We start from the raw sequence: 20665 nt of genomic DNA, 5'->3' as shown, positions 1-20665 counted from the left end.
TGTTATGATTTATTTTTTCTTTTTTGAAGCTGCCTCTTCTTCTTCTTTTATTTTAGGCATTACATTTTTCTCTATATACTGTTTAGCTTTGATATCTTTCATCGCTTCCTCCATAATAGTATAAGCAGAGAAACTTGGTGGGATTGATCTTGGAGGATAATCTTTGAATGTTTCTGCAAAAACAACCACATCTTGTATTGCTCCGTACATCATCTGCACGTGATTCAACTGCCATTCCCAAAATGAATTAGACGTAATATCGGCTCTTTCATAAGGATCTTGATATAAATTGAATATCTTTTGCAAACGCAGTTTAGTAAATGGTTCAGCCCAAACTCCCATTGTACCTTCAAGACGCTGCTCTGCAAAAACGTATTTATAATCTCCCTCTCTTAAACCAACTAGTAAACCATCGTCATCTGTATAAAAGAATTTATCTCTGGCGCTTTTTGGAGTTTTGCCTTCTAAAAATTTACTTTGATCAAAACCGTCCAAATGCACTTTGTACGTTTTTCCATTTGCAGAATAACCTTTTAGAAGTTTATTTACGATATCTGGTTCTCCTGCAATTGAAGCAAAAGTCGGAATCCAGTCATTGTGGCTCATTAACTCTGTCGTTACAGTACCTGGTTTAATATGACCTGGCCAACGAACGATACATGGTACACGGAAAGCTCCTTCCCAGTTCGTGTTTTTTTCTGAACGATATGGTGTCATTGCTGCATCTGGCCATGTATTCATATGAGGACCATTATCTGTCGAATAAACAACAATTGTATTATCTGCAATTCCTAAATCGTCTAATGCTTTTAAGATGCTTCCGATAGTTTCATCGTGTTCGATCATACCATCAATATATTCGCTGTCTCCATGAGTATATCTTCCTCTATGTTCTTTTCTAACATGTGTACGCAAGTGCATACGAGTAGCGTTGAACCAGCAGAAAAATGGTTTTCCAGATGCACTTTGTCTCTTGATAAAATCAATTGCTGCAGCAGAAGTCTCATCATCAACAGTTTCCATTCTTTTTTTAGTAAGTGCTCCTGTATCTTCAATTTTTTGTTTTCCTACTCTACCAAAACGAGGATCAGTTGTTGCATCATCAACATTTGTTGCCGTACATTTTAAAACTCCTCGTGGTCCAAATTTTTTCAAATACTCTGGATCTTTTGGATAATCTGGCAATTCTGGTTCTTCTTCTGCATTTAAGTGATACAGATTTCCGAAAAATTCATCAAAACCATTAACTGTTGGCAAACTTTCATTTCTATCTCCAACGTGGTTTTTACCAAATTGTCCTGTCACATATCCTAAGCTTTTCATTATTCCTCCCACTGATGGATCTAACTGACTCATTCCCATTGGTGCTCCAGGAAAACCAACTTTTGTTAATCCCGTACGAAGACCATGCTGTCCTGTTAAAAATGCTGCACGTCCAGCAGTACAGCTTTGTTCTCCATAATAATGTAAAAATCTTAGTCCTTCATTGGCTAAACGGTCAATGTTAGGGGTTGTATATCCCATAACTCCATCACTATAGGCGCTAATATTGGTAGTCCCAATATCATCACCCCAAAGCACTAGAATATTTGGCTTTTTATTCTGTGCTGTAACAGAAACTCCAGAAAAAAACAGCAATGCTAATACCTTTAAAGTATCTGCAAATCGGCACTTAAATTTGATTTGTTTCATGATAATAAAAAATTCGTTAATAATTCTATGTCTGTATGTGGTGTAAAACTATAAACAAAAATAAGATAATTCTTATTTTTTATAAAATATATTAAAAAGACAGATTGTATTTTTTCCTACATGTTTCAAATTCATTTTGTTTTAAAATCTGAAACAGAATATTTTTAACTTTTTCTTAAGTATCTCAAATTTAACTAGTAAAAGAGCGAACTATTGAATTTATAAGGCATGAACTTGTTTCATATTATAATATGAAACAAGAAAATTGGAGAATTTGCACCAAAATGTTTCATTTTATAAAATGAAACATATCAAAACATCAGAAAGTTAAGTAGTTATGTTTTTTCTTAAAGAAGAATAAAAAGGAAGTAAATGATGATCAAAAGGATTTTTTTGACTAGACAATTTTCAAAATTTTAGTCAAATGAAACCAAAAAATCTTTTTGATCAATGCTTTTTTTGTCAAATCATCAGAGAGTTAAATTAAAATAAGTCCTAGAAAAGACAAAATATCGAATCCAGAATATGAATTGATATTGGTTTTTTAAAACAAAAAAGCCACTTAAAAAATTAAGTGGCTTTCTAAAATTTATTTGAAGTGATTATTCGATTTCAGAAACTCTCATCGTGTTAACCATTCCTTTATCTTTAATTGGCATTGCAGCAAGGTTGATTAAATAATCTCCTTTTTGTGCATAACCTTTGTCAACTGCAATTTGATTTACATCTGTTACAGTATCATCTGTACTCTCTTCATTATCATAGTAGAAAGATTTAACTCCCCATAATAAATTTAATTGAGTCAAGATTCTTCTGTTTGAAGTAAATACTAAAATATGTGCTGTTGATGGTCTCCAAGCTGAAATTTGGAAAGCTGTATAACCACTATTTGTCAAAGTACAAATTGCTTTAGCTTCAATTTCATTTGCTAATAAAGCTGCTTGGTGACAAACTGTTTTAGTAACAAAACGTTTTGTTTTAATTTGCGGTGTATTTTGAGGAACTTGAATAAGCGGAGAGTTTTCTACAGCTTCGCAAATTTGTGCCATTCTCTGAATTACTTGCACTGGGTAGTTTCCTGTAGCAGTTTCTCCAGACAACATTACAGCATCTGCACCGTCCATTACAGAGTTTGCAACGTCGTTTACCTCTGCTCTTGTTGGAGTTAAACTTGTAATCATTGTCTCCATCATTTGTGTAGCAACGATAACCGGAATTCTAGCCGTTTTAGCTCTTCTAATTAAATCTTTTTGTACCAATGGAACTTCGTGAGCAGGAAGCTCAACACCTAGATCTCCACGAGCAACCATTAAACCATCGCAATATGCTACAATTTTATCCATGTTCTCAAGAGCTTCTGGCATTTCGATTTTAGCAACGATTGGAATTTTAACCTCTGAGTGTTTTGCAATTAATTCTTGTAAATCCTGCAAATCGCGAGGAGTTTTTACAAATGAAAGTGCGATCCAGTCTACTTTTTGCTCGATTGCAAAAATAGCATCTGCAATATCTTTTTCTGTTAAAGCTGGTAAAGAGATTTTTGTATTTGGAAGATTAACTCCTTTTTTAGATTTTAATTCTCCTCCTTGAATAACTCTAGCAACAACTTCTGTTTTTTTGTCTGTAGAAACAATTTCGAAAATAAGTTTACCATCATCAAGCAAGATACGCTCTCCTGGATTAACATCATTTGGGAAATTCTGATATTTCATGAACACTCTTTTTGATGTTCCGATAATATCTTCAGCAGTTGTAAAAGTAATTTCATCTCCATCGTTTACAACAGTACCTTCTTCCATTACACCAACTCTAAGTTTTGGTCCTTGCAAATCTCCTAAAATTGCTGTCGTGTAACCAAACTCTTCGTTTAAGCCTCTAATGATATTGATTTTTTCTTTTACTCCTTCGTAATCTGCATGCGAAAAATTGATTCTAAACACATTAACACCTGCATCGATCATATCTTTAATGATCTCTCTTGTACTACATGCGGGGCCAAGTGTAGCAACAATTTTGGTTTTCTTGTTTGTTAGCATTTTTTTTAAAAAATTAGATTGTTTTTTGATTTTATTTTGTCTGTATCAACGGCATAAATAGCCGCAATACTTTCTATTGTGTTTAATTTTTGTTGAATTTCTGAAAAATTAAGCGCCTCTTCGCTATTATCAATTTTCAGGAAAAAATCGACTTTTTTAAATTCAGGAAGTAAATGAATTGTTGTCGAAACCTCACTTGTTTCATTAGAAAACAAATTCTGGAAATCATTTGTACTCACAGAAATGATTTCATTTTTATTCTGAATTAAATTCCAGGAAACAGCTTTTTCTTCATCATAATAATAGAATCTCGAAAAATTTGCTTCACCTTCCTTAGTTTGAGCATGGATCTCGTTTTTGCTCTTACTTAAGTTGATCGGAAGGATTTTATTGATAAAATAGGCCAATCTATAATCTTCTAATGAAGTATGAATTGCCATTAAATAATAATCAATTTCGTCAAATTCGTCTAAATCCAATTTATGAATAGCCATGTCTTGAAAAATCAAGTTGTAAATATACTATTTCTAAACGGAGCATCAACAGTTATGACATGCTTGTTTTGTTAAATTATAAACGAAAACGATGTAGCCTTGTGAGAGTTACAACATTTTTGCAGCTATTTCTTGTCAATTTTTTCTTGAAATGCAAAATAAGCTCTCTGCGATGCTTTTTCTTCTGCTTTCTTTTTTGAAGTTGCTCGCGCTCTTGCAACAACTTTATCGTCAATACTCAATTTAACACCAAATAAACGCTGACCGTCTATTCCGTTATCTTCAAAAATGTCATAATGAAAAACTCTTTTTTCTTTCTGGCACCATTCAATAACAAGACTTTTATAGCTTATAACTTTTCCTTCTAATCGCGCAATATCTACATAAGGCGTAACTACTCTTTTTTGGATGAATTTCTCGCAAAAAGTATAGCCTTTGTCTAGATAAATAGCTCCTATAAGGGATTCAAAAATATTACCATGAATGTTTTCTCCAAAGTGCTGAATTGGCACTTTGCTCTCTACAAACTGCACTAAATTTAAGTCTTTACCTAATTCGTTCAAATGTTCACGACTCACAATTTTTGAACGCATTTTAGTTAAATAACCTTCGTCTCCATTTGGAGCTTTATTAAATAAATGTGCAGCAATCACGGCACTTAACATAGCATCTCCTAAAAATTCTAAACGTTCATAATTAATAGGATGCCCATTCTGATCTAATTTATTAGACGAACGATGTGTAAACGCCCGTCTGTAAAAATCTATGCTAGAAGGCTGAAAACCAAGAATTTTCTGAATAGTGTCAAAAAAAATCCCGTCTTCTAGAGAACGGGATTTAGAAAATATTTTTTTGATAATATTCATATACAGAAATTAGTCAGCTAATTTTTTAAACAATACGCAAGCATTGTGTCCACCAAAACCAAATGTATTACTCATAGCAACATTTACTTCTCTTTTTTGAGGTTTGTTTAGAGTAAGGTTTAAAGATGGGTCAATGTTTTCGTCAACAACTGTATGGTTAATCGTTGGAGGAACAATTCCGTGTTGCATTGCCAAGATAGAAGCAATAGCTTCAATAGCTCCAGCTGCACCCAATAAGTGTCCTGTCATCGATTTTGTAGAGTTGATGTTGATATTTTTAGCATGATCTCCAAAAACTTTACTAATTGCTTTTAATTCAGCAACGTCTCCTAATGGAGTAGAAGTTCCGTGAGTGTTGATATGGTCAACTTGATCAGGGCTCATTCCAGCATCTCTCAATGTGTTTTCCATTACCGCAATAACTCCAATTCCTTCTGGATGTGGCGCAGTTAAGTGGTAAGCATCAGATGACATACCGCCACCGCCAATTTCGCAATAAATTTTTGCTCCTCTGGCTTTAGCATGTTCGTAATCTTCAAGAACCAAAGCTCCTGCTCCTTCTCCTAAAACGAAACCATCTCTGGTTGCATCAAAAGGTCTTGAAGCTGTTTCTGGACTTTCGTTTCTTGTAGATAAAGCGTGCATTGAGCTAAATCCTCCCATACCTGCAATTGTAACAGCAGCTTCAGAACCACCAGAAACAATAACATCACACATTCCTAAACGGATGTAGTTGAAAGCATCGATTAATGCATTTGCAGAAGATGCACAAGCAGAAACCGTAGTATAATTTGGTCCCATATACCCGTTACGCATAGAAATATGTGCAGGAGCAATATCGGCAATCATTTTAGGAATAAAGAAAGGATTGAACTTTGGAGTTCCGTCACCCTTTGCGTAATACAATACTTCATCTTGGAAAGTCTCTAAACCTCCAATTCCTGCTCCCCAAATAACACCAACTCTTTGTTTGTTAACGTTATCATTTGTGATTCCAGCATCTTTAATAGCTTCGTCACTGGCAGCAATTGCGTATTGTGCAAATTTATCTAATCTACGAGATTCCTTGCGATCCATGTAATCTTCAATATTGAAGTTTTTTACTTCGCAGGCAAATTTCGTTTTGTGTTTCTCGGTATCATAATATGTGATCGGAGCGGCTCCGCTAACTCCATTCACAAGTGCATTCCAATATTCTTGGATATTATTCCCAATAGGAGTAAGTGCACCTAATCCTGTTACAACAACTCGCCTTAATGCCATAAATATGTATTTTGTACTTTAAACAAATAAAACCCACGCTTTCTTAACTTATAGTTATTTAAGAGCCATGGGAATTACAATATAAATATATCTTTTTGATTGAAAATCAATCGAAATTTAAATTTTAAAAAAATAATAACACCCGATTTTTAGAAAATCCAATTTTTCAAAAACAAATCCCAATTTTGGAATTTGGACATTCAAATTTGGAATTTTTAAAATTCGGGTGTGGTATTATTATTTTTTTGCTTCTTCGATATAAGAAATAGCTTGACCAACAGTAGCAATGTTTTCTGCTTGATCATCTGGAATTTGAATATCAAATTCTTTTTCGAATTCCATAATAAGCTCAACAGTGTCTAATGAGTCAGCTCCTAAATCATTAGTGAAGCTTGCTTCTGTTACAACTTCGTTTTCGTCAACACCTAATTTGTCTACGATAATCGCTTTTACTCTTGATGCAATGTCTGACATAATCTTTAATTTTAGAATTTAATTTGTTGGCAAAAATAAAAAACTTTATTTTAAAACAACTATTTAGTTTATAAATGTGACACTAATTTATAAAATTAATTTCAAGAAAGGTCTTTTAAAGCTATTTATTTTCGATTTTTATTCCGTTTTTTGCACTCTCAAAACACACAACTTTATGAAAAAAATTATCGTTTTTGCCTCAGGATCAGGAACTAACGCAGAGAACATTATAAAATATTTTTCGAACACTGAAATTGCGAAGGTTGTTTCGGTCTTTACAAATAATGCTTCGGCAAAAGTGATTGAAAGAGCCAAAAATCATCAAATTCCAGTCGAAATTTTCGAAAAAAACGAACTTTTAGAGAGAAAAGTGCTACAAAAAATACAGAAAATCGACCCAGATTTGATCGTTCTTGCTGGTTTTTTACTCAAATTCCCAGAAAACATAATTGAACAATATCCAAACAAAATAATAAATATACATCCAGCACTTTTACCTAATTATGGAGGCAAAGGAATGTACGGAATGCATATACATAGAGCTATAGTTAATAATAAGGAAAAAGAAACAGGTATTTCTATTCATTATGTAAACGAAAACTACGACGAAGGCGCTATAATCTTCCAAGCAAATGTAGCCCTAACAGATGAAGACACTCCAGAAACAGTTGCAGAGAAGATTCATGAACTGGAGCAGAAACATTTTCCAGAGATTATTCATAAAATATTAGAACAATAAATTTTAAAATTTAAACCATATAAGTAATGTAAGGCGATTTAAGATTGCTTTCGAAAATTTAGATAAACAAAGACGCTAAAATTTAAAAACCTTAGAAATATAAGTCACTACTTTAAAATGAACTTTTATTACTTATATGGTTAATAAAAAAATAAATGAATCACGAAGTACATATATATACAGATGGTGCAGCAAAAGGAAACCCAGGAAATGGCGGTTATGGAGTCGTGATGGAACTGGTGGGCACTCCACACAAAAAAGAATTCTACGAAGGCTTTCGTCTCACTACCAATAATAGAATGGAGCTTCTGGCTGTAATTGTTGGCTTAGAAAAACTAAAAAAGCCCAACATGAAAGTCCTTGTAGTTTCAGATTCTAAATATGTTGTTGATTCTGTAGAAAAGAAATGGGTTTTTGGCTGGGAAAAAAAAGGATACAAAGACAAAAAAAATCCAGATTTATGGAAACGTTTTTTAATTGCATATCGAAAACATCAAGTAGATTTCAAATGGATTAAAGGTCATAATAATCATCCGCAAAACGAACGCTGTGATCAATTGGCCGTTATGGCGTCTTTGCAGCCCAAGCTTTCTGTCGATGTTTATTATGAGACCATTGGATCTAAAGAATAAAAAAACGCATCAGATACCTGATGCGTTTTTTATACTAACTTAAATTCTTACTGATTATTCTTTATCTAAATCTTTTGCTGTTTTAAATCCAGTCAAAAGTCCGATTCCCGCCATAATGAAAATAATTGAAGGATAAACTGCTCCGTCATTTAGAGAAGTGTAAGTTGTAATGAGAAGTGCTAGAAAAATTCCAACACCACTTCCTATTAATAGGAATGCTAAATTTACTACAAAGATTTTCCAAGCTGGAACTCCATTTCCCTTTCCTTGTAAAAAGATACTTGCGTCAACACCTTTTTCGATAAGAGCTAAACGCTCTCTGTTTCTTGTTGAATAAATAAGATAAACAATCCCGAAGATCATTAAGAAAAAGCTAATTGGAATTAAAATTTTGTCGTCCATGATATTTTATGTTTTTAATTGATTGATATACCTCATATGACGAGGGTTTTTAAAATGAGGTTACAACTTTTAGTGAAAAATTTCAAATTTTAAATTCCAAATTCCAAAACTAACTGATTATCAATTAATTTTGATTCAGAGAAACTTTGACAAAGCTTATACTATTATATAATAAGTATAATTTGAATTTTAACTCTGATAGTTATTGGATTGGAATTTGGGATTTAAAATTTGGAATTTATTTTCAAATTTCTTGTAACCTAAATAAACAAACTGTCGTCCTATATAATATGAGCACAATACATGATCAACATTATATCGATAAAATCCTGAAGGGCGAGACCAATGCATTTGCCGTTCTTGTGGATCGTTATAAAGATATGATCTTTACTTTGGCTCTAAAAATGGTTAAAAATCAGGAAGAAGCAGAAGAAGTTGCACAGGACACTTTTATAAAAATCTATAGTTCGTTGACAAAATTCAAAGGAGAATCTAAATTTTCGACTTGGATTTATAAAATCGCCTACAATACTTGCCTAGACCGTTTGAAGAAAAACAAAAAAGATGATTTAAATATTTCTATAGATGATTTTTCTTCTCATTTAATTAAAACAATAGACAATGCATTGAGCGCTTTAGAAGAAAAAGAACGAAAGCAAACCATTCAAAAGTGTTTAAATTTATTACCAAGTGACGAAAACTTCCTTTTAACCTTATTTTATTTTGATGACCAAAATTTAGAAGAAATTGGAAAAATCATGAATATTTCGGCCAATAACGCAAAGGTAAAATTGTTTAGGAGCCGACAGAAATTAGCCGTAATTTTGAGACAGCAGTTAGAACCAGAAATAATAGAATGTTATGAGAGAGAGCGATAAAAACATAGAGCAACTTATAGAAAAAATGATGGCTGATGAAAAACTGCAGTCACCATCAATAGATTTCACTTCTAAAATAATGGCTGAAGTTCATCTTTTAGAAGAGAAAAAACTGAAAACATACAAACCATTAATTTCTAAACCAATCTGGATTTCGATCGGATTGGCTGTGGCAGCATTAGTAATTTATGTTTCCCTATTTTCTGTTTCAGAAACTGATTTCAAAATTGACGAAGTCGGTAAATTATATTCTGATAGAATGTCAACAGCATTTTCAGGAATTCATTTTTCTAAAAACATCCTGTATGCCGTTTTAATTGTTCCAATTATGATTTTAATTCAGGTTGGAATTTTAAAAAATTATTTTGATAAAAAGTACGAGCTGTAAATTATTCGCAATTATTTTCAAAAAAGTTGCATCTTAAATTCAAAAAACCTATTATAAACACTACTAAAAATCAATTTTAACCCATTCATTTACAATAGTTTTACCCCAAAATCATAGTCGTTTTTTTAAGAAAATTTTGAGAACCTAAACCGTTGCAAGATTGTAACTTATGAAGTATCTTTGCACCCTAATTCGAAATTCATAAAATGAATAAACTATTGATTGTTGGAACAGTTGCTTTCGACGCGATTGAAACTCCTTTCGGAAAAACAGATAAAATATTAGGTGGTGCTGCAACCTACATCGGATTATCAGCGTCATTTTTTAACTTGCAATCGGCCATTGTTTCTGTAGTTGGCGACGATTTCCCTCAAGAACATTTAGATCTTTTAACTTCAAAAAATATTGATATCTCTGGTATCGAAATTGTAAAAGGAGGAAAGACTTTTTTCTGGAGCGGTTTATACCACAACGATTTAAATTCTAGAGACACTCTTGTAACGGAGCTGAACGTTTTAGCTGATTTTCAGCCAAAAGTTCCTCAAAACTACAAAGATGCTGATGTTGTGATGTTAGGAAACTTACATCCATTAGTACAAAGCAGTGTTTTAGACCAAATGGAGAAAAAACCAAAATTAGTAGTTTTAGACACTATGAACTTTTGGATGGACTGCGCTCTTCCAGAATTATTAGACGTTATTAAACGTGTAGATGTTATTACAATCAATGACGAAGAAGCTAGACAGCTTTCTGGCGAATATTCATTAGTAAAAGCAGCTTCTAAAATCCAAGATATGGGACCAAAATATGTGGTGATCAAAAAAGGAGAACATGGAGCACTTTTATTCCACAACAGAGAAGTTTTCTTTGCACCAGCTTTACCATTAGAAGATGTTTTTGATCCAACTGGAGCAGGAGACACTTTCGCAGGTGGTTTCTCTGGATTTATTGCGCAAAGCGAAAACATTTCGTTTAACAACTTGAAGAATGCAATTATTTACGGTTCAAATTTAGCTTCGTTCTGCGTAGAGAAATTTGGAACTGAAAGGATGGAATCATTAAGCAAAGCCGAAGTAGCGATTCGATTACAGCAATTTAAGTCGTTAACTCAGTTTGACATAGAAATATAATGCCTAAGAGCCTCGATAAAACGGGGCTTTTTTTATTACGTTAATACACACAACTTACAACAACACACAAATAACAAAAAACAATGAGCGACGCTTTAAAACACGAATGTGGTATAGCCTTAGTTAGACTACTAAAACCGCTTGAATATTATAAAGAAAAATACGGAACTGCGTTCTACGGAATCCAGAAGATGTATCTAATGATGGAAAAACAGCATAACCGCGGACAAGACGGAGCTGGTTTTGCAAGCATTAAATTTGATGTAGAACCTGGACAACGCTATATCAGCAGAGTTCGTTCGAATCATTCACAACCTATCCAAGATGTTTTCAAACAAATCAATGAGCGCGTTAGTGAAGAACTAAAAGCGCATCCAGAACTTGGAGATGACATGAAAGAGCTAAAAGCAAATATTCCTTATGTAGGAGAATTGTTTTTAGGCCACGTTCGTTATGGAACTTTCGGAAAAAACAGCATCGAAAGTGTTCACCCATTTTTACGTCAAAGTAACTGGATGCACCGTAACTTGATTTTGGCAGGAAACTTTAACATGACTAATGTTAAAGAACTTTTCGAAAACTTGGTTGAATTAGGACAGCATCCAAAAGAAATGGCTGATACTGTTACAGTAATGGAAAAAATTGGCCACTTCTTAGACAAAGAAGTAATGCAATTATATCAAGACTGCAAAGCTGAAGGATATTCAAAAAGAGAGGCTTCTCCAGTAATTGCAGAGCGTTTGGATATTGCTAAAATATTAGCTCGTTCAGCTAAAAATTTAGACGGAGGTTACGCTATGGCAGGTTTATTAGGTCATGGTGATGCATTTGTTTTTAGAGATCCAGCCGGAATTCGTCCAGCTTATTTTTATCAAGATGACGAAGTTGTCGTTGTAGCTTCTGAAAGACCAGTTATTCAAACTGTATTTAATGTACCTTTTGAAAGTGTTCAGGAAATCGACCCAGGTCACGCTTTGATAATCAAGAAAAACGGAAATGTTTCTATGAATCAGATTTTGGAGCCAACCGTTAAAAAAGCTTGTTCATTCGAAAGAATCTATTTCTCAAGAGGAAGTGATGCCGAAATCTACCAAGAACGTAAAGATTTAGGTAAATTAATTTTACCTGCTGTTCTTAAAGCGATTGACAGTGATACAGATAACACAGTTTTCTCTTATATTCCAAATACAGCCGAAACATCATTTTATGGTTTAGTCGAAGCTGCTCAAGATTTCTTAAATCAGAGAAAAAACAATTATATTTTAGAAAACCGAAATACATTAACTGCTGAAACGCTTCAGGAACTTTTAGCTGTGAAAATACGTACAGAAAAAGTAGCAATTAAAGATGCTAAACTTAGAACGTTTATTACCGAAGACAGCAGCCGTGACGATTTAGTGGCTCACGTTTACGATGTTACTTATGGTGTAATTAAACCAGAAGACAATTTAGTTATTATTGACGATAGTATTGTTCGTGGTACTACATTGAAAATGAGCATCATTAAAATGATGGATCGTTTGAAACCAAAACGTATCGTAATTGTTTCATCTGCACCTCAAATTCGTTATCCAGACTGTTACGGAATCGATATGGCCAAACTAGAAGGCTTAGTTGCTTTTAGAGCTGCACTTGCTTTACTAAAAGAAAGAAACTTGTACCATATTGTAGACGAAGTTTATGCTAAATGTAAGGCACAAGAAAATTTTGCAGACAAAGACGTTGTTAACTATGTCACAGCAATATACGATCAATTTACAGACGAAGAGATTTCAGATAAAATTGCAGAAATGTTAAGCTCGCCAGAAATCAATGCAGAAGTAAAAATCATCTTCCAGAAAGTAGACGATTTACACAAAGCATGTCCTAAAAATTTAGGCGACTGGTATTTCACAGGAGATTACCCAACTCCAGGTGGAAACAGAGTTGTAAATCGTGCTTTCATGAATTTTTATGAAGGAAAAGACGCTCGAGCGTATTAATAAAATACTAATAAAAGGTTAAATAGTGCATTTCATCGGTTTTTTTTGCCGTTCATCCTATTTCTTTGGTGAAATTGAAAAGCTATGATACTTTTGGAATACCATAACATTAGTAGGTTAAGTTTATGGTAGATTTGGGGCAAAAAGGGCAGAAGCAATTCTGCCTTTTTTATTGGAATAAATTCAACCCATTTATAAACAGCCGATTATATCTCTTCATCGGATTTACTTACCTTTCATCTAAATTTTTTTACTCTCAAAAATAACTGCCATACATTTACTATACCATAACATTAGCAGGTTAGTATATGGTAGATTTGGGGCAAAAAAGGCGGATCTTCTTCCGTCTTTTTTATTTCAAATCGCAACAAACTGAAAAACAGCCAATTAATCGCTTTTCATCGAGTATAATTGCTTTTCATCTAAAAATTTTCCATTATAAAAATAACTGCCATACCTTTACTGAACCATAACATTAGTAGGTTAGTTTATGGTAGATTTGGGGCAAAAAAGGCGGAAGAAATTCCGCCTTTTTTACTGAAATGAAATCTAGAAATATTTTAAAATAGGCCATACAAGCTTTTAATCGGATATAGTTGCTTTTTATCTGATAAGTTTCCATCAAAAAAATATCTGCCATACCTTTACAGGACCATAACATTAGTAGGTTAAGTTTATGGTAGATTTGGGGCAAAAAAGGTGGAAGTTCTTCCACCTTTTTTATTTTTCTTTTTTTTAAGAGGGAAGAAAATAGAACAAAGAGGAAAGACAAAAAAAACAAATAAAAAAAGGCGAACACTATGTGCTCGCCTTTTATCTTTATTCTTTACTCTATTCTCTTATTTATCTAAAGCAAATCTTCTAGCTACTTCTGTCCAGTTAATTACACTGAAGAAAGCTTCAATATAATCTGGTCTTCTGTTTTGGTAGTTTAAGTAGTAAGCGTGCTCCCAAACATCCATTCCTAAGATTGGAGTTCCACCGTGACCAGCAACTTCTGGCATTAATGGGTTATCTTGATTTGGAGTACCCACAACTTCTAATTTTCCTCCTTTTTGAACTGTTAACCAAGCCCATCCAGAACCAAATTGTGTAGCACCAGCTTTAGCAAATTTTGCTTTAAATTCTTCAAATGATCCAAAAGAAGACTCAATTGCAGCTAATAAATCTCCTGTTGGCAATCCTCCTCCATTTGGAGACATTACAGTCCAGAATAAATTGTGGTTGTAAAAACCTCCACCATTGTTACGAACTGCTGCGTTAGATTTATCTAAGTTAATTAAGATATTCTCGATAGTTTTTCCTTCTAAATCTGTTCCAGCGATAGCTGCGTTAAGATTTGTAGTATAAGCGTTGTGGTGCTTTGTATGATGGATTTCCATTGTACGTGCATCGATATGTGGTTCTAATGCATCGTATGCATAAGGTAATTGTGGTAATTCAAAAGCCATGGTATTATGATTTTTATGGTTTATAATAATTTATTCCAAATTTAGACATTTAACTTTGGAATTGAAAATACTATTTCGTTATAATTGAATTAAATTCATTGATAATTTACATTTTTACAACATAAACACCTGAAAATCTTTATTTTCCATTAAATGTTGTCATGGTATTTTCTAAACCAGCTGTTCCAAAAGTTCTAATAATTTCTGCTGAAGTTTCTAGTCGTTCTGGAAGTTTTGCTTCTTCTTCAGGAGTCCATTCTCCCAAAACATAATCTACCTGCTGTCCTTTTTTAAACTGGTCGCTGATACCAAATCTGTAGCGCGTATAATTTTGAGTATTTAAAACTAAATTAATGTTTTTTAAACCATTGTGCCCTCCATCGCTTCCTTTTGGCTTGATTCGGATTGTTCCGAAAGAAAGATTTAAATCGTCTGTAATGACTAAAATATTTTCTAGCGGAATGTTTTCTTTATCCATCCAATATTTTACTGCTTTACCGCTCAAATTCATGTAAGTGTTTGGTTTTAAAAGAAAAAAAGTTCTTCCTTTAAACTTATATTCAGCCAATGAACCTAGTTTTACGGTTTCAAATGAAAGTCCTTCTTTTTTAGCGAAAAAATCTAGAACTTTAAATCCGATATTGTGTCTAGTGTTTACGTATTCAGCCCCGATATTTCCTAATCCTACGATTAAATATTTTTTCATATTGTCTTCTATGTTCTCTTCTTTTGATGGTGATGAAAACAGTTTTGTTATCCATTTTATCATGATTGCAAAAGTAAGATTAATTAGAGAATGTGGCAATTGGATAATTAGATAATTTGAGAATGCGACAATTAGATAATTACTTGCTGATTGTGATTTAACCGCAAAGATCGCAAGGGTTTTGCGCTAAGAACGCTAAGAAATAGCTTTTACTGAGATTTGCAAAGAACACAAAGACTTCGACTTCGTTCGGTCTGACAACTATGAAAAAACTTAGTATCTCAGACTCTTAGCAACTTAGAACCTTATGAAAAAGATATTTTCTCGCTAGCCCTGACAGGAGCGGCATCCTTTTTATCCGCTTTTTAGCGGATGAAAAGATATAGCGGATGGCAGGAACGTCACGTCTTATGAAAACGGAAAGTTGCTGCTCCTAAAAAATAATTAGAAAATTTGAGAATGTGACAATTAGAGAATTTCTTAAAAAAAAAACTTAGCATCTCAGCACCTTAGAAACTTAGAAGCTTAAAAAAAAAGCCCCAATCGTAAGATTGAGGCTTTCTGTATTGAGTTAAAAAAATTATTTTTTCTTTCCTTTTGCAGGAGCTTTTGCAGCTTTTGCAGCCTCTTGAGCAGCTTTCATAGCAGCACGAGAGATTCTCACTTGACAAACAACAGTGTTGTCTGGGTGCATAATTTTGTACTCTGGTTTTCCAACTTTAGTAACGTATAATTTGTTACCCATTTCAAGTGGAGTGATGTCAGCTTCAACGAAATCAGGAAGATTTGCTGGTAAAGCTTTAACTTTTAATTTACGTTGGTTCAAACGTAAAACACCTCCCGCAAGAACACCTTTAGATGTACCAACGATTTTCACAGGAACTTCCATTGTGATTTCTTTATCATCAAATAATTGGAAGAAGTCAATGTGTAAAATTTTGTCAGATACTGGGTGAACTTGGATATCTTGCAAAATTGCATTGAATGATTTTCCTTTTCCAAGTTCGATCACAACAGTGTGAGCGTTTGGAGTGTAAACCAAGTTTTTGAATGCAGTTACGTCTGCTGAGAAGTGTACTGCTTGGTTTCCTCCGTATAAAACGCAAGGTACCTGTCCAGCATTACGTAAGGCTTTAGTTGACACTTTGCCCACGCTTTCTCTTTCTGATCCTTTAATTGTAATCGATTTCATTGTAAAAAAATATAGTTATTAAATAAATATTCTATTTTGCTGTAAGCTTTAAGCAATATGCTTTAGGCTTTTTTGTAATTGCGAATAGCTTACGGCTTATAGCCTAAAGCTTACTGCTTTTACATAATAAATTTTCCACTAATGGAATTGTTGTGGTGAACCATTTGCATTACCTCAGCAAATAAAGGCGCGCAGCTTACCACTTTTATTTTCTTTGATTCTCTCTTTAACGGAATAGAATCTGTTACGATTAATTCTGTTAGTTTCGAGTTTTCAATTTTCTCGTATGCTCCGCCTGATAAAATAGCGTGCGTACAAATTGCTCTTACACTTAGCGCTCCTTTTTCGATCATAAGGTCTGCCGCTTTCGCTAAAGTCCCTCCTGTATCGATCATGTCGTCTACTAAGATTACGTTACGTCCTTTTACTTCACCAATTAGTTCCATAGTGTCGATAACGTTGGCTGCTTTTCTTTGTTTGTAACAGATTACTACGTCTGATTCTAGAAACTTAGAGTAAGCATATGCTCTTTTTGAACCTCCCATATCTGGAGATGCAATTGTCAGATTTTCTAAATTTAAACTTTCTACGTATGGTAAAAAGATCGTAGATGCAAATAAATGATCTACTGGTTTTTCAAAGAATCCTTGAATCTGGTCTGCGTGCAAATCCATAGTCATGATTCTTGTTGCTCCTGCAGCTGTTAGTAGGTTTGCTACTAATTTAGCTCCAATTGGAACTCTTGGTTTGTCTTTTCTATCTTGTCTTGCCCAACCAAAATAAGGCATAACAGCTGTAATATGTCTTGCTGACGCACGTTTTGCTGCATCAATCATTAACAACAATTCCATCAGATTATCTGCACTTGGAAAAGTTGAACATACGATAAATACTCGCAAACCTCTTATTGATTCTTCGTAAGACGGTTGAAATTCTCCGTCACTATACGTTGACATCGTTACTTTTCCTAACGGAATCCCGTAATCTTTTGCAATTTTTTCTGCAAGATAAACACTTTGTGAACAAGCAAAAATTTTAGCTTCTGGTTCTAGGTGCGACATTGTAATTTGTTGTTTTATTCCGTTACTTTTAAAAAATTCAACTTTATATTTCAATAAAGCGGAATGCCTATAAATGTCTCGGATGTAGTTAGTTGTGTGTGCTTCGTTTTAACGAGCTGCAAATTTATAAAATTTATTGAACACTGAAAGCAAAAATTTAAGTATTTTTAGTAGTTCGTTTAAAATTATTTTTTACATTTGCACCGTGTTAAAGGAATGACGCCATTTATGACTTCATTCTATTGCGTTAAAATAACTGATTTATCATTTATTTTTTCGTCTGCTACGCCCGGATGGCGGAATTGGTAGACGCGCTGGTCTCAAACACCTGTGGGAAACCGTGCCGGTTCGACTCCGGCTCCGGGTACATAAAAACCTCTTCTTAACGGAAGAGGTTTTTTTTATTTATACTGCTTCACAAACTGCATGATGCAAAATTGAAAAATTGCAAGAATTAGCAATAAAACACAATTGATTTGCTTTCTGATGCAGTTCTAGAGCCAATTCTATTTTATCTGGATTTGAAATTTTTACTTTCGGATATAATCTTGCTTCAACAAAGCGTCCACTTCCGTCTGGATTTACTTCTAAAGTTGCTTCTGCATTATCTGAATATTCGAGAACTTCTATTCCGTTTTGGGAACAGACATATAAATACGACATCATATGGCAGGAAACTAAACTGCTCAACAGTAAATCTTCGGGATTGTATAATTCTGGATCTCCTTTGAAAGCTTTTGCTGCCGAAACGTCTAAAACTGGTTTTCCTTCAATTTTAATTTGATGGCTTTTACTATAAAATCTTTTGTAAGAATCTGCTGGGTTTTGTTTGGCAGTCCAGTTTGCTTCTGTTTTGAATAGGTGCTTGAAAGTCATTTGTTTGTTTTTTAGCCACGAATTGCGTGAAGTTGAAATTCATGGCTAAAATAACACAATTCTCTTGATCTAATTTTATTTACCCCATTTCGTCCAATCTGAATCTGGTCTTTTAAAAGGTTCTGATAAAAATTTATTTGCTAATGCATTAAACAATTCCGGACTTGAAGCTGGCGCAAAATGAGTCTCTCCAGGCATAATGCATAACTGTGCTTTAGGTATATTTTCGAAAATTTCAACCGTATGCTCATTTCGGATTACATCTCTATCTCCAGCTATTACAAGCACTTTTGCTTTAATCTTTGATAAATCTTTTGTTGCAATACTTGGCTGATCTGTTAAAAGCCCACAAAGTTGTTTCGTCAGATTCCAATTCTCACTAGTGTCTTTTTCTTTAATTTTTGAAGCAATCATTTTTTTCAAGTTCTGAACATCTTTTGTTGCCCACGAATAAATAGCCGTAGAATCAGGTTGTAAATTGGCTCCCATCGCTACAATTTTCTTTATTTTTGATTTTCCTGAAATCCCCATTTGCAACCCAACAATTCCTCCGTCGCTCCAACCAATAACACTTATCGAATCTAATTTTAAGTGATTAACCAATCCTTCCATATCTTTTGTGATTTGCACATAGGTAAGAGAATCCGTTTTCAGCTCCGACTTGCCTTGTCCTCTACTATCAGCAGCAATAACTCTATATTTACTTTTAAAATAATCAATTTGATTTCCCATTGATTCAATACTACCTCCGTTTCCATGAATCAATAACAAAGGTTCGCCTTTTCCGTATTCTTCATAATAGATTTTAGCTCCATTGAGTTCAACAAATTTTCCAACAGCAGAATTTTTACCATAAGGCGTATCAAATTTAAAATTCATCTGAACCTGAGCGTTTGCTATTACACATACAGAATAAGCTAATACGGCCATTAGCAATTTGACTAGTTTCTTCATAAGTAAGTTTTTTTTAGGATAGTTATTTCTCAAATGTAAGAAAGATTCTAAAAATTTAACAAAATACTTATTGAAAATATTCACTCTAATATTTACAAACAAAAAACCTCGAAAGCACAAACTTTCGAGGTTTTTAGAAAATTACTAAATTAATAAACAGATTCTAAAACTATTTTTTAACTGAAAACTTAAAAGTCGTTTTCGTTTTATAATTTTCTCCTGGATTTAAAACTGTTGTTGGGAAATTTTTCTGGTTTGGAGAATCTGGATAATGTTCAGTTTCTAAACAAAGTCCTGTTCTGTGTGCAAAAGTTCCTCCGTTTGGCATTGGCAAAGTTCCATCAAGGAAATTTCCAGAATAGAACTGAATTCCAGGTTCGTCTGTTGTCATTTCCATAACTCTTCCGCTTGCTGCGTGGTATACTTTTGCAATAATTGTTTTTCCTTTTTCAGGATTGTTCAATACCCAGCAGTGATCATAACCTTTTCCTTTTTCTAATTGATCATTTTTAGCATTGATGTCTTTTCCAATTAATTTTGGCGTTCTGAAATCGAAAGGTGTACCAGCAACATCTTCTAATTTTCCTGTCGGAATTAAATCAGCATCAACTGGAACTAATTTATCTGCATTTAATGTCAATTCGTGATCTAAGATAGTTTTGGTAAAATCTCCAGATAAATTAAAATAAGAATGCTGTGTCAAGTTAACAACTGTTTTTTTGTCTGTAGTTGCCTCGTATAAAACTTCTAACTGATTATCATTTGTCAATGTATAAGTCACAAAAACTTTCAGATTTCCTGGATAACCTTCTTCTAGATCTTTACTTACATAAGATAATTTTAAAGACGCTGTCTCACCAGATTTAACCTCATCAGCTTTCCAAACTACGTTAAAGAATCCTTGCGGACCACCGTGTAAAGCATTTGGTGCATTGTTAATCGCTAATTGATACTCTTTTCCGTCTAATGAAAATTTACCTTTTGCAATTCGGTTTCCATATCTTCCAATTAAAGCTCCAAAAAACGGATTCTCTTTTTCGTATTGTGCTAAAGAGTTAAAACCAATTACAACATTTTCTGAAACGCCTTCTTTATTTGGTACTTTCAAATCTGTAATTCTTCCACCAAAAGTGATGATGTCAACTTCCATCCCGTTTTGGTTTTTCAGTTTATAGCTCTCTACTTTTTCACCTTTAGCAGTAGTTCCGTATTCTGATTTGTCAATTGTTACTAAAGCTTTTTCATCAGCCGCAACTTTTTCTGTATCAGCTTTTTTATCGTTTTTACACTGAACTAAAACTATAGCAGTTCCAAGAAGGCTTAATATGAAAAGAGATCGTTTTAATACATTCATAAATGATATTTTTTTTTGGTTTGTAAAAAAAGTAAAATGTTAGATGTTAAAAGTTAAAAGTACAAAAAACTTAGAACCTTAGCACCTCAGAATCT

At 33.6% G+C, this 20665-nt stretch carries 20 protein-coding genes and 1 tRNA gene; 7 read left to right on the top strand and 14 right to left on the bottom strand.

Translation table 11 applies throughout. The features are described from left to right. Window positions 1–9: 9 nt before the first annotated feature. From PQ463_RS18600 to PQ463_RS18575, 6 genes are all read right to left on the bottom strand, one after another. The gene (locus PQ463_RS18600; RefSeq protein WP_274254953.1) at window positions 10–1692 is read right to left on the bottom strand and encodes an arylsulfatase; all 1683 of its coding nucleotides are present in this window, start codon (window positions 1690–1692) and stop codon (window positions 10–12) included. Window positions 1693–2294: 602 nt separating this feature from the next. Next, complete coding sequence (gene pyk, locus PQ463_RS18595) at window positions 2295–3728, bottom strand: pyruvate kinase (RefSeq protein ID WP_160780614.1); 1434 nt, start codon at window positions 3726–3728, stop codon at window positions 2295–2297. Window positions 3729–3733: 5 nt separating this feature from the next. Next, the gene (locus tag PQ463_RS18590) at window positions 3734–4222 is read right to left on the bottom strand and encodes an IPExxxVDY family protein (protein WP_095930692.1); all 489 of its coding nucleotides are present in this window, start codon (window positions 4220–4222) and stop codon (window positions 3734–3736) included. A 125-nt stretch (window positions 4223–4347) separates the two neighbouring features. Continuing rightward, entirely contained in the window at window positions 4348–5088 is a 741-nt protein-coding gene (gene rnc / locus PQ463_RS18585) for a ribonuclease III (protein ID WP_111368513.1), read from the bottom strand. 9 nt (window positions 5089–5097) lie between these two features. Then, complete coding sequence (gene fabF / locus PQ463_RS18580) at window positions 5098–6351, bottom strand: beta-ketoacyl-ACP synthase II (protein ID WP_111378847.1); 1254 nt, start codon at window positions 6349–6351, stop codon at window positions 5098–5100. 237 nt (window positions 6352–6588) lie between these two features. Then, window positions 6589–6825 (bottom strand): acyl carrier protein, encoded by a 237-nt coding sequence (locus tag PQ463_RS18575; protein WP_007137004.1) that lies wholly within the window; start codon window positions 6823–6825, stop codon window positions 6589–6591. A gap of 175 nt (window positions 6826–7000) precedes the next feature. On the opposite strand from PQ463_RS18575, the gene purN reads away from it, so the two are divergent. Together purN and rnhA are read left to right on the top strand one after the other, a co-directional pair. Beyond that, window positions 7001–7564 (top strand): phosphoribosylglycinamide formyltransferase, encoded by a 564-nt coding sequence (purN, locus tag PQ463_RS18570; RefSeq protein ID WP_274254951.1) that lies wholly within the window; start codon window positions 7001–7003, stop codon window positions 7562–7564. A gap of 155 nt (window positions 7565–7719) precedes the next feature. After that, complete coding sequence (rnhA, locus tag PQ463_RS18565) at window positions 7720–8196, top strand: ribonuclease HI (RefSeq protein WP_274254950.1); 477 nt, start codon at window positions 7720–7722, stop codon at window positions 8194–8196. Window positions 8197–8250: 54 nt separating this feature from the next. Here rnhA and PQ463_RS18560 read toward each other — a convergent pair whose 3' ends face one another. After that, window positions 8251–8598, bottom strand: a complete 348-nt coding sequence (locus PQ463_RS18560; protein WP_274254949.1) for a DUF6249 domain-containing protein — start codon at window positions 8596–8598, stop codon at window positions 8251–8253. A 290-nt stretch (window positions 8599–8888) separates the two neighbouring features. Here PQ463_RS18560 and PQ463_RS18555 point away from each other — a divergent pair, with 290 nt between their 5' ends. From PQ463_RS18555 to PQ463_RS18540, 4 genes are all read left to right on the top strand, one after another. Further along, the gene (locus PQ463_RS18555; RefSeq protein WP_274254948.1) at window positions 8889–9476 is read left to right on the top strand and encodes an RNA polymerase sigma factor; all 588 of its coding nucleotides are present in this window, start codon (window positions 8889–8891) and stop codon (window positions 9474–9476) included. Then, entirely contained in the window at window positions 9460–9864 is a 405-nt protein-coding gene (locus PQ463_RS18550; RefSeq protein WP_274254947.1) for a hypothetical protein, read from the top strand. Before PQ463_RS18555 ends, PQ463_RS18550 begins: the two co-directional genes overlap by 17 nt. 206 nt (window positions 9865–10070) lie before the next feature. Further along, the gene (locus PQ463_RS18545) at window positions 10071–10994 is read left to right on the top strand and encodes a PfkB family carbohydrate kinase (protein WP_111422262.1); all 924 of its coding nucleotides are present in this window, start codon (window positions 10071–10073) and stop codon (window positions 10992–10994) included. Window positions 10995–11077: 83 nt separating this feature from the next. After that, on the top strand, window positions 11078–12976 hold the full coding sequence (locus tag PQ463_RS18540; protein WP_274254946.1) for an amidophosphoribosyltransferase: 1899 nt from the start codon (window positions 11078–11080) through the stop codon (window positions 12974–12976). A gap of 839 nt (window positions 12977–13815) precedes the next feature. Here PQ463_RS18540 and PQ463_RS18535 read toward each other — a convergent pair. The 4 genes from PQ463_RS18535 to PQ463_RS18520 all read right to left on the bottom strand — a co-directional run bounded on the left by PQ463_RS18535 (window position 13816) and on the right by PQ463_RS18520 (window position 17386). Further along, window positions 13816–14427, bottom strand: a complete 612-nt coding sequence (locus tag PQ463_RS18535; RefSeq protein WP_012023214.1) for a superoxide dismutase — start codon at window positions 14425–14427, stop codon at window positions 13816–13818. 139 nt (window positions 14428–14566) lie between these two features. Next, window positions 14567–15196 (bottom strand): aminoacyl-tRNA hydrolase, encoded by a 630-nt coding sequence (pth, locus tag PQ463_RS18530; RefSeq protein ID WP_274254945.1) that lies wholly within the window; start codon window positions 15194–15196, stop codon window positions 14567–14569. A gap of 517 nt (window positions 15197–15713) precedes the next feature. Beyond that, window positions 15714–16325 (bottom strand): 50S ribosomal protein L25/general stress protein Ctc, encoded by a 612-nt coding sequence (locus PQ463_RS18525; RefSeq protein WP_111368498.1) that lies wholly within the window; start codon window positions 16323–16325, stop codon window positions 15714–15716. A 119-nt stretch (window positions 16326–16444) separates the two neighbouring features. Beyond that, a complete protein-coding gene (locus PQ463_RS18520; protein WP_008465976.1) occupies window positions 16445–17386 on the bottom strand; it encodes a ribose-phosphate pyrophosphokinase in 942 nt (313 codons plus the stop codon). Window positions 17387–17673: 287 nt separating this feature from the next. Between PQ463_RS18520 and PQ463_RS18515 the strand changes: the two genes are divergently transcribed. After that, window positions 17674–17753 (top strand) — tRNA-Leu (locus PQ463_RS18515). A 38-nt stretch (window positions 17754–17791) separates the two neighbouring features. Here the strand turns inward: PQ463_RS18515 and PQ463_RS18510 are convergent. From PQ463_RS18510 to PQ463_RS18500, 3 genes are all read right to left on the bottom strand, one after another. Continuing rightward, window positions 17792–18262: an OsmC family protein gene (locus PQ463_RS18510; protein WP_274254944.1), complete on the bottom strand. Its 471-nt coding sequence runs from the start codon at window positions 18260–18262 to the stop codon at window positions 17792–17794. 75 nt (window positions 18263–18337) lie between these two features. Further along, complete coding sequence (locus PQ463_RS18505; RefSeq protein ID WP_274254943.1) at window positions 18338–19216, bottom strand: alpha/beta fold hydrolase; 879 nt, start codon at window positions 19214–19216, stop codon at window positions 18338–18340. Between the two features lie 169 nt (window positions 19217–19385). After that, a complete protein-coding gene (locus PQ463_RS18500) occupies window positions 19386–20570 on the bottom strand; it encodes an aldose epimerase family protein (RefSeq protein WP_274254942.1) in 1185 nt (394 codons plus the stop codon). Window positions 20571–20665 lie beyond the last annotated feature (95 nt).

The sequence above is a fragment of the Flavobacterium sp. KACC 22763 genome (assembly GCF_028736155.1).
In the GTDB taxonomy this organism is placed as follows: domain Bacteria; phylum Bacteroidota; class Bacteroidia; order Flavobacteriales; family Flavobacteriaceae; genus Flavobacterium.
This window is presented reverse-complemented; position numbering and strand designations above follow the sequence as displayed.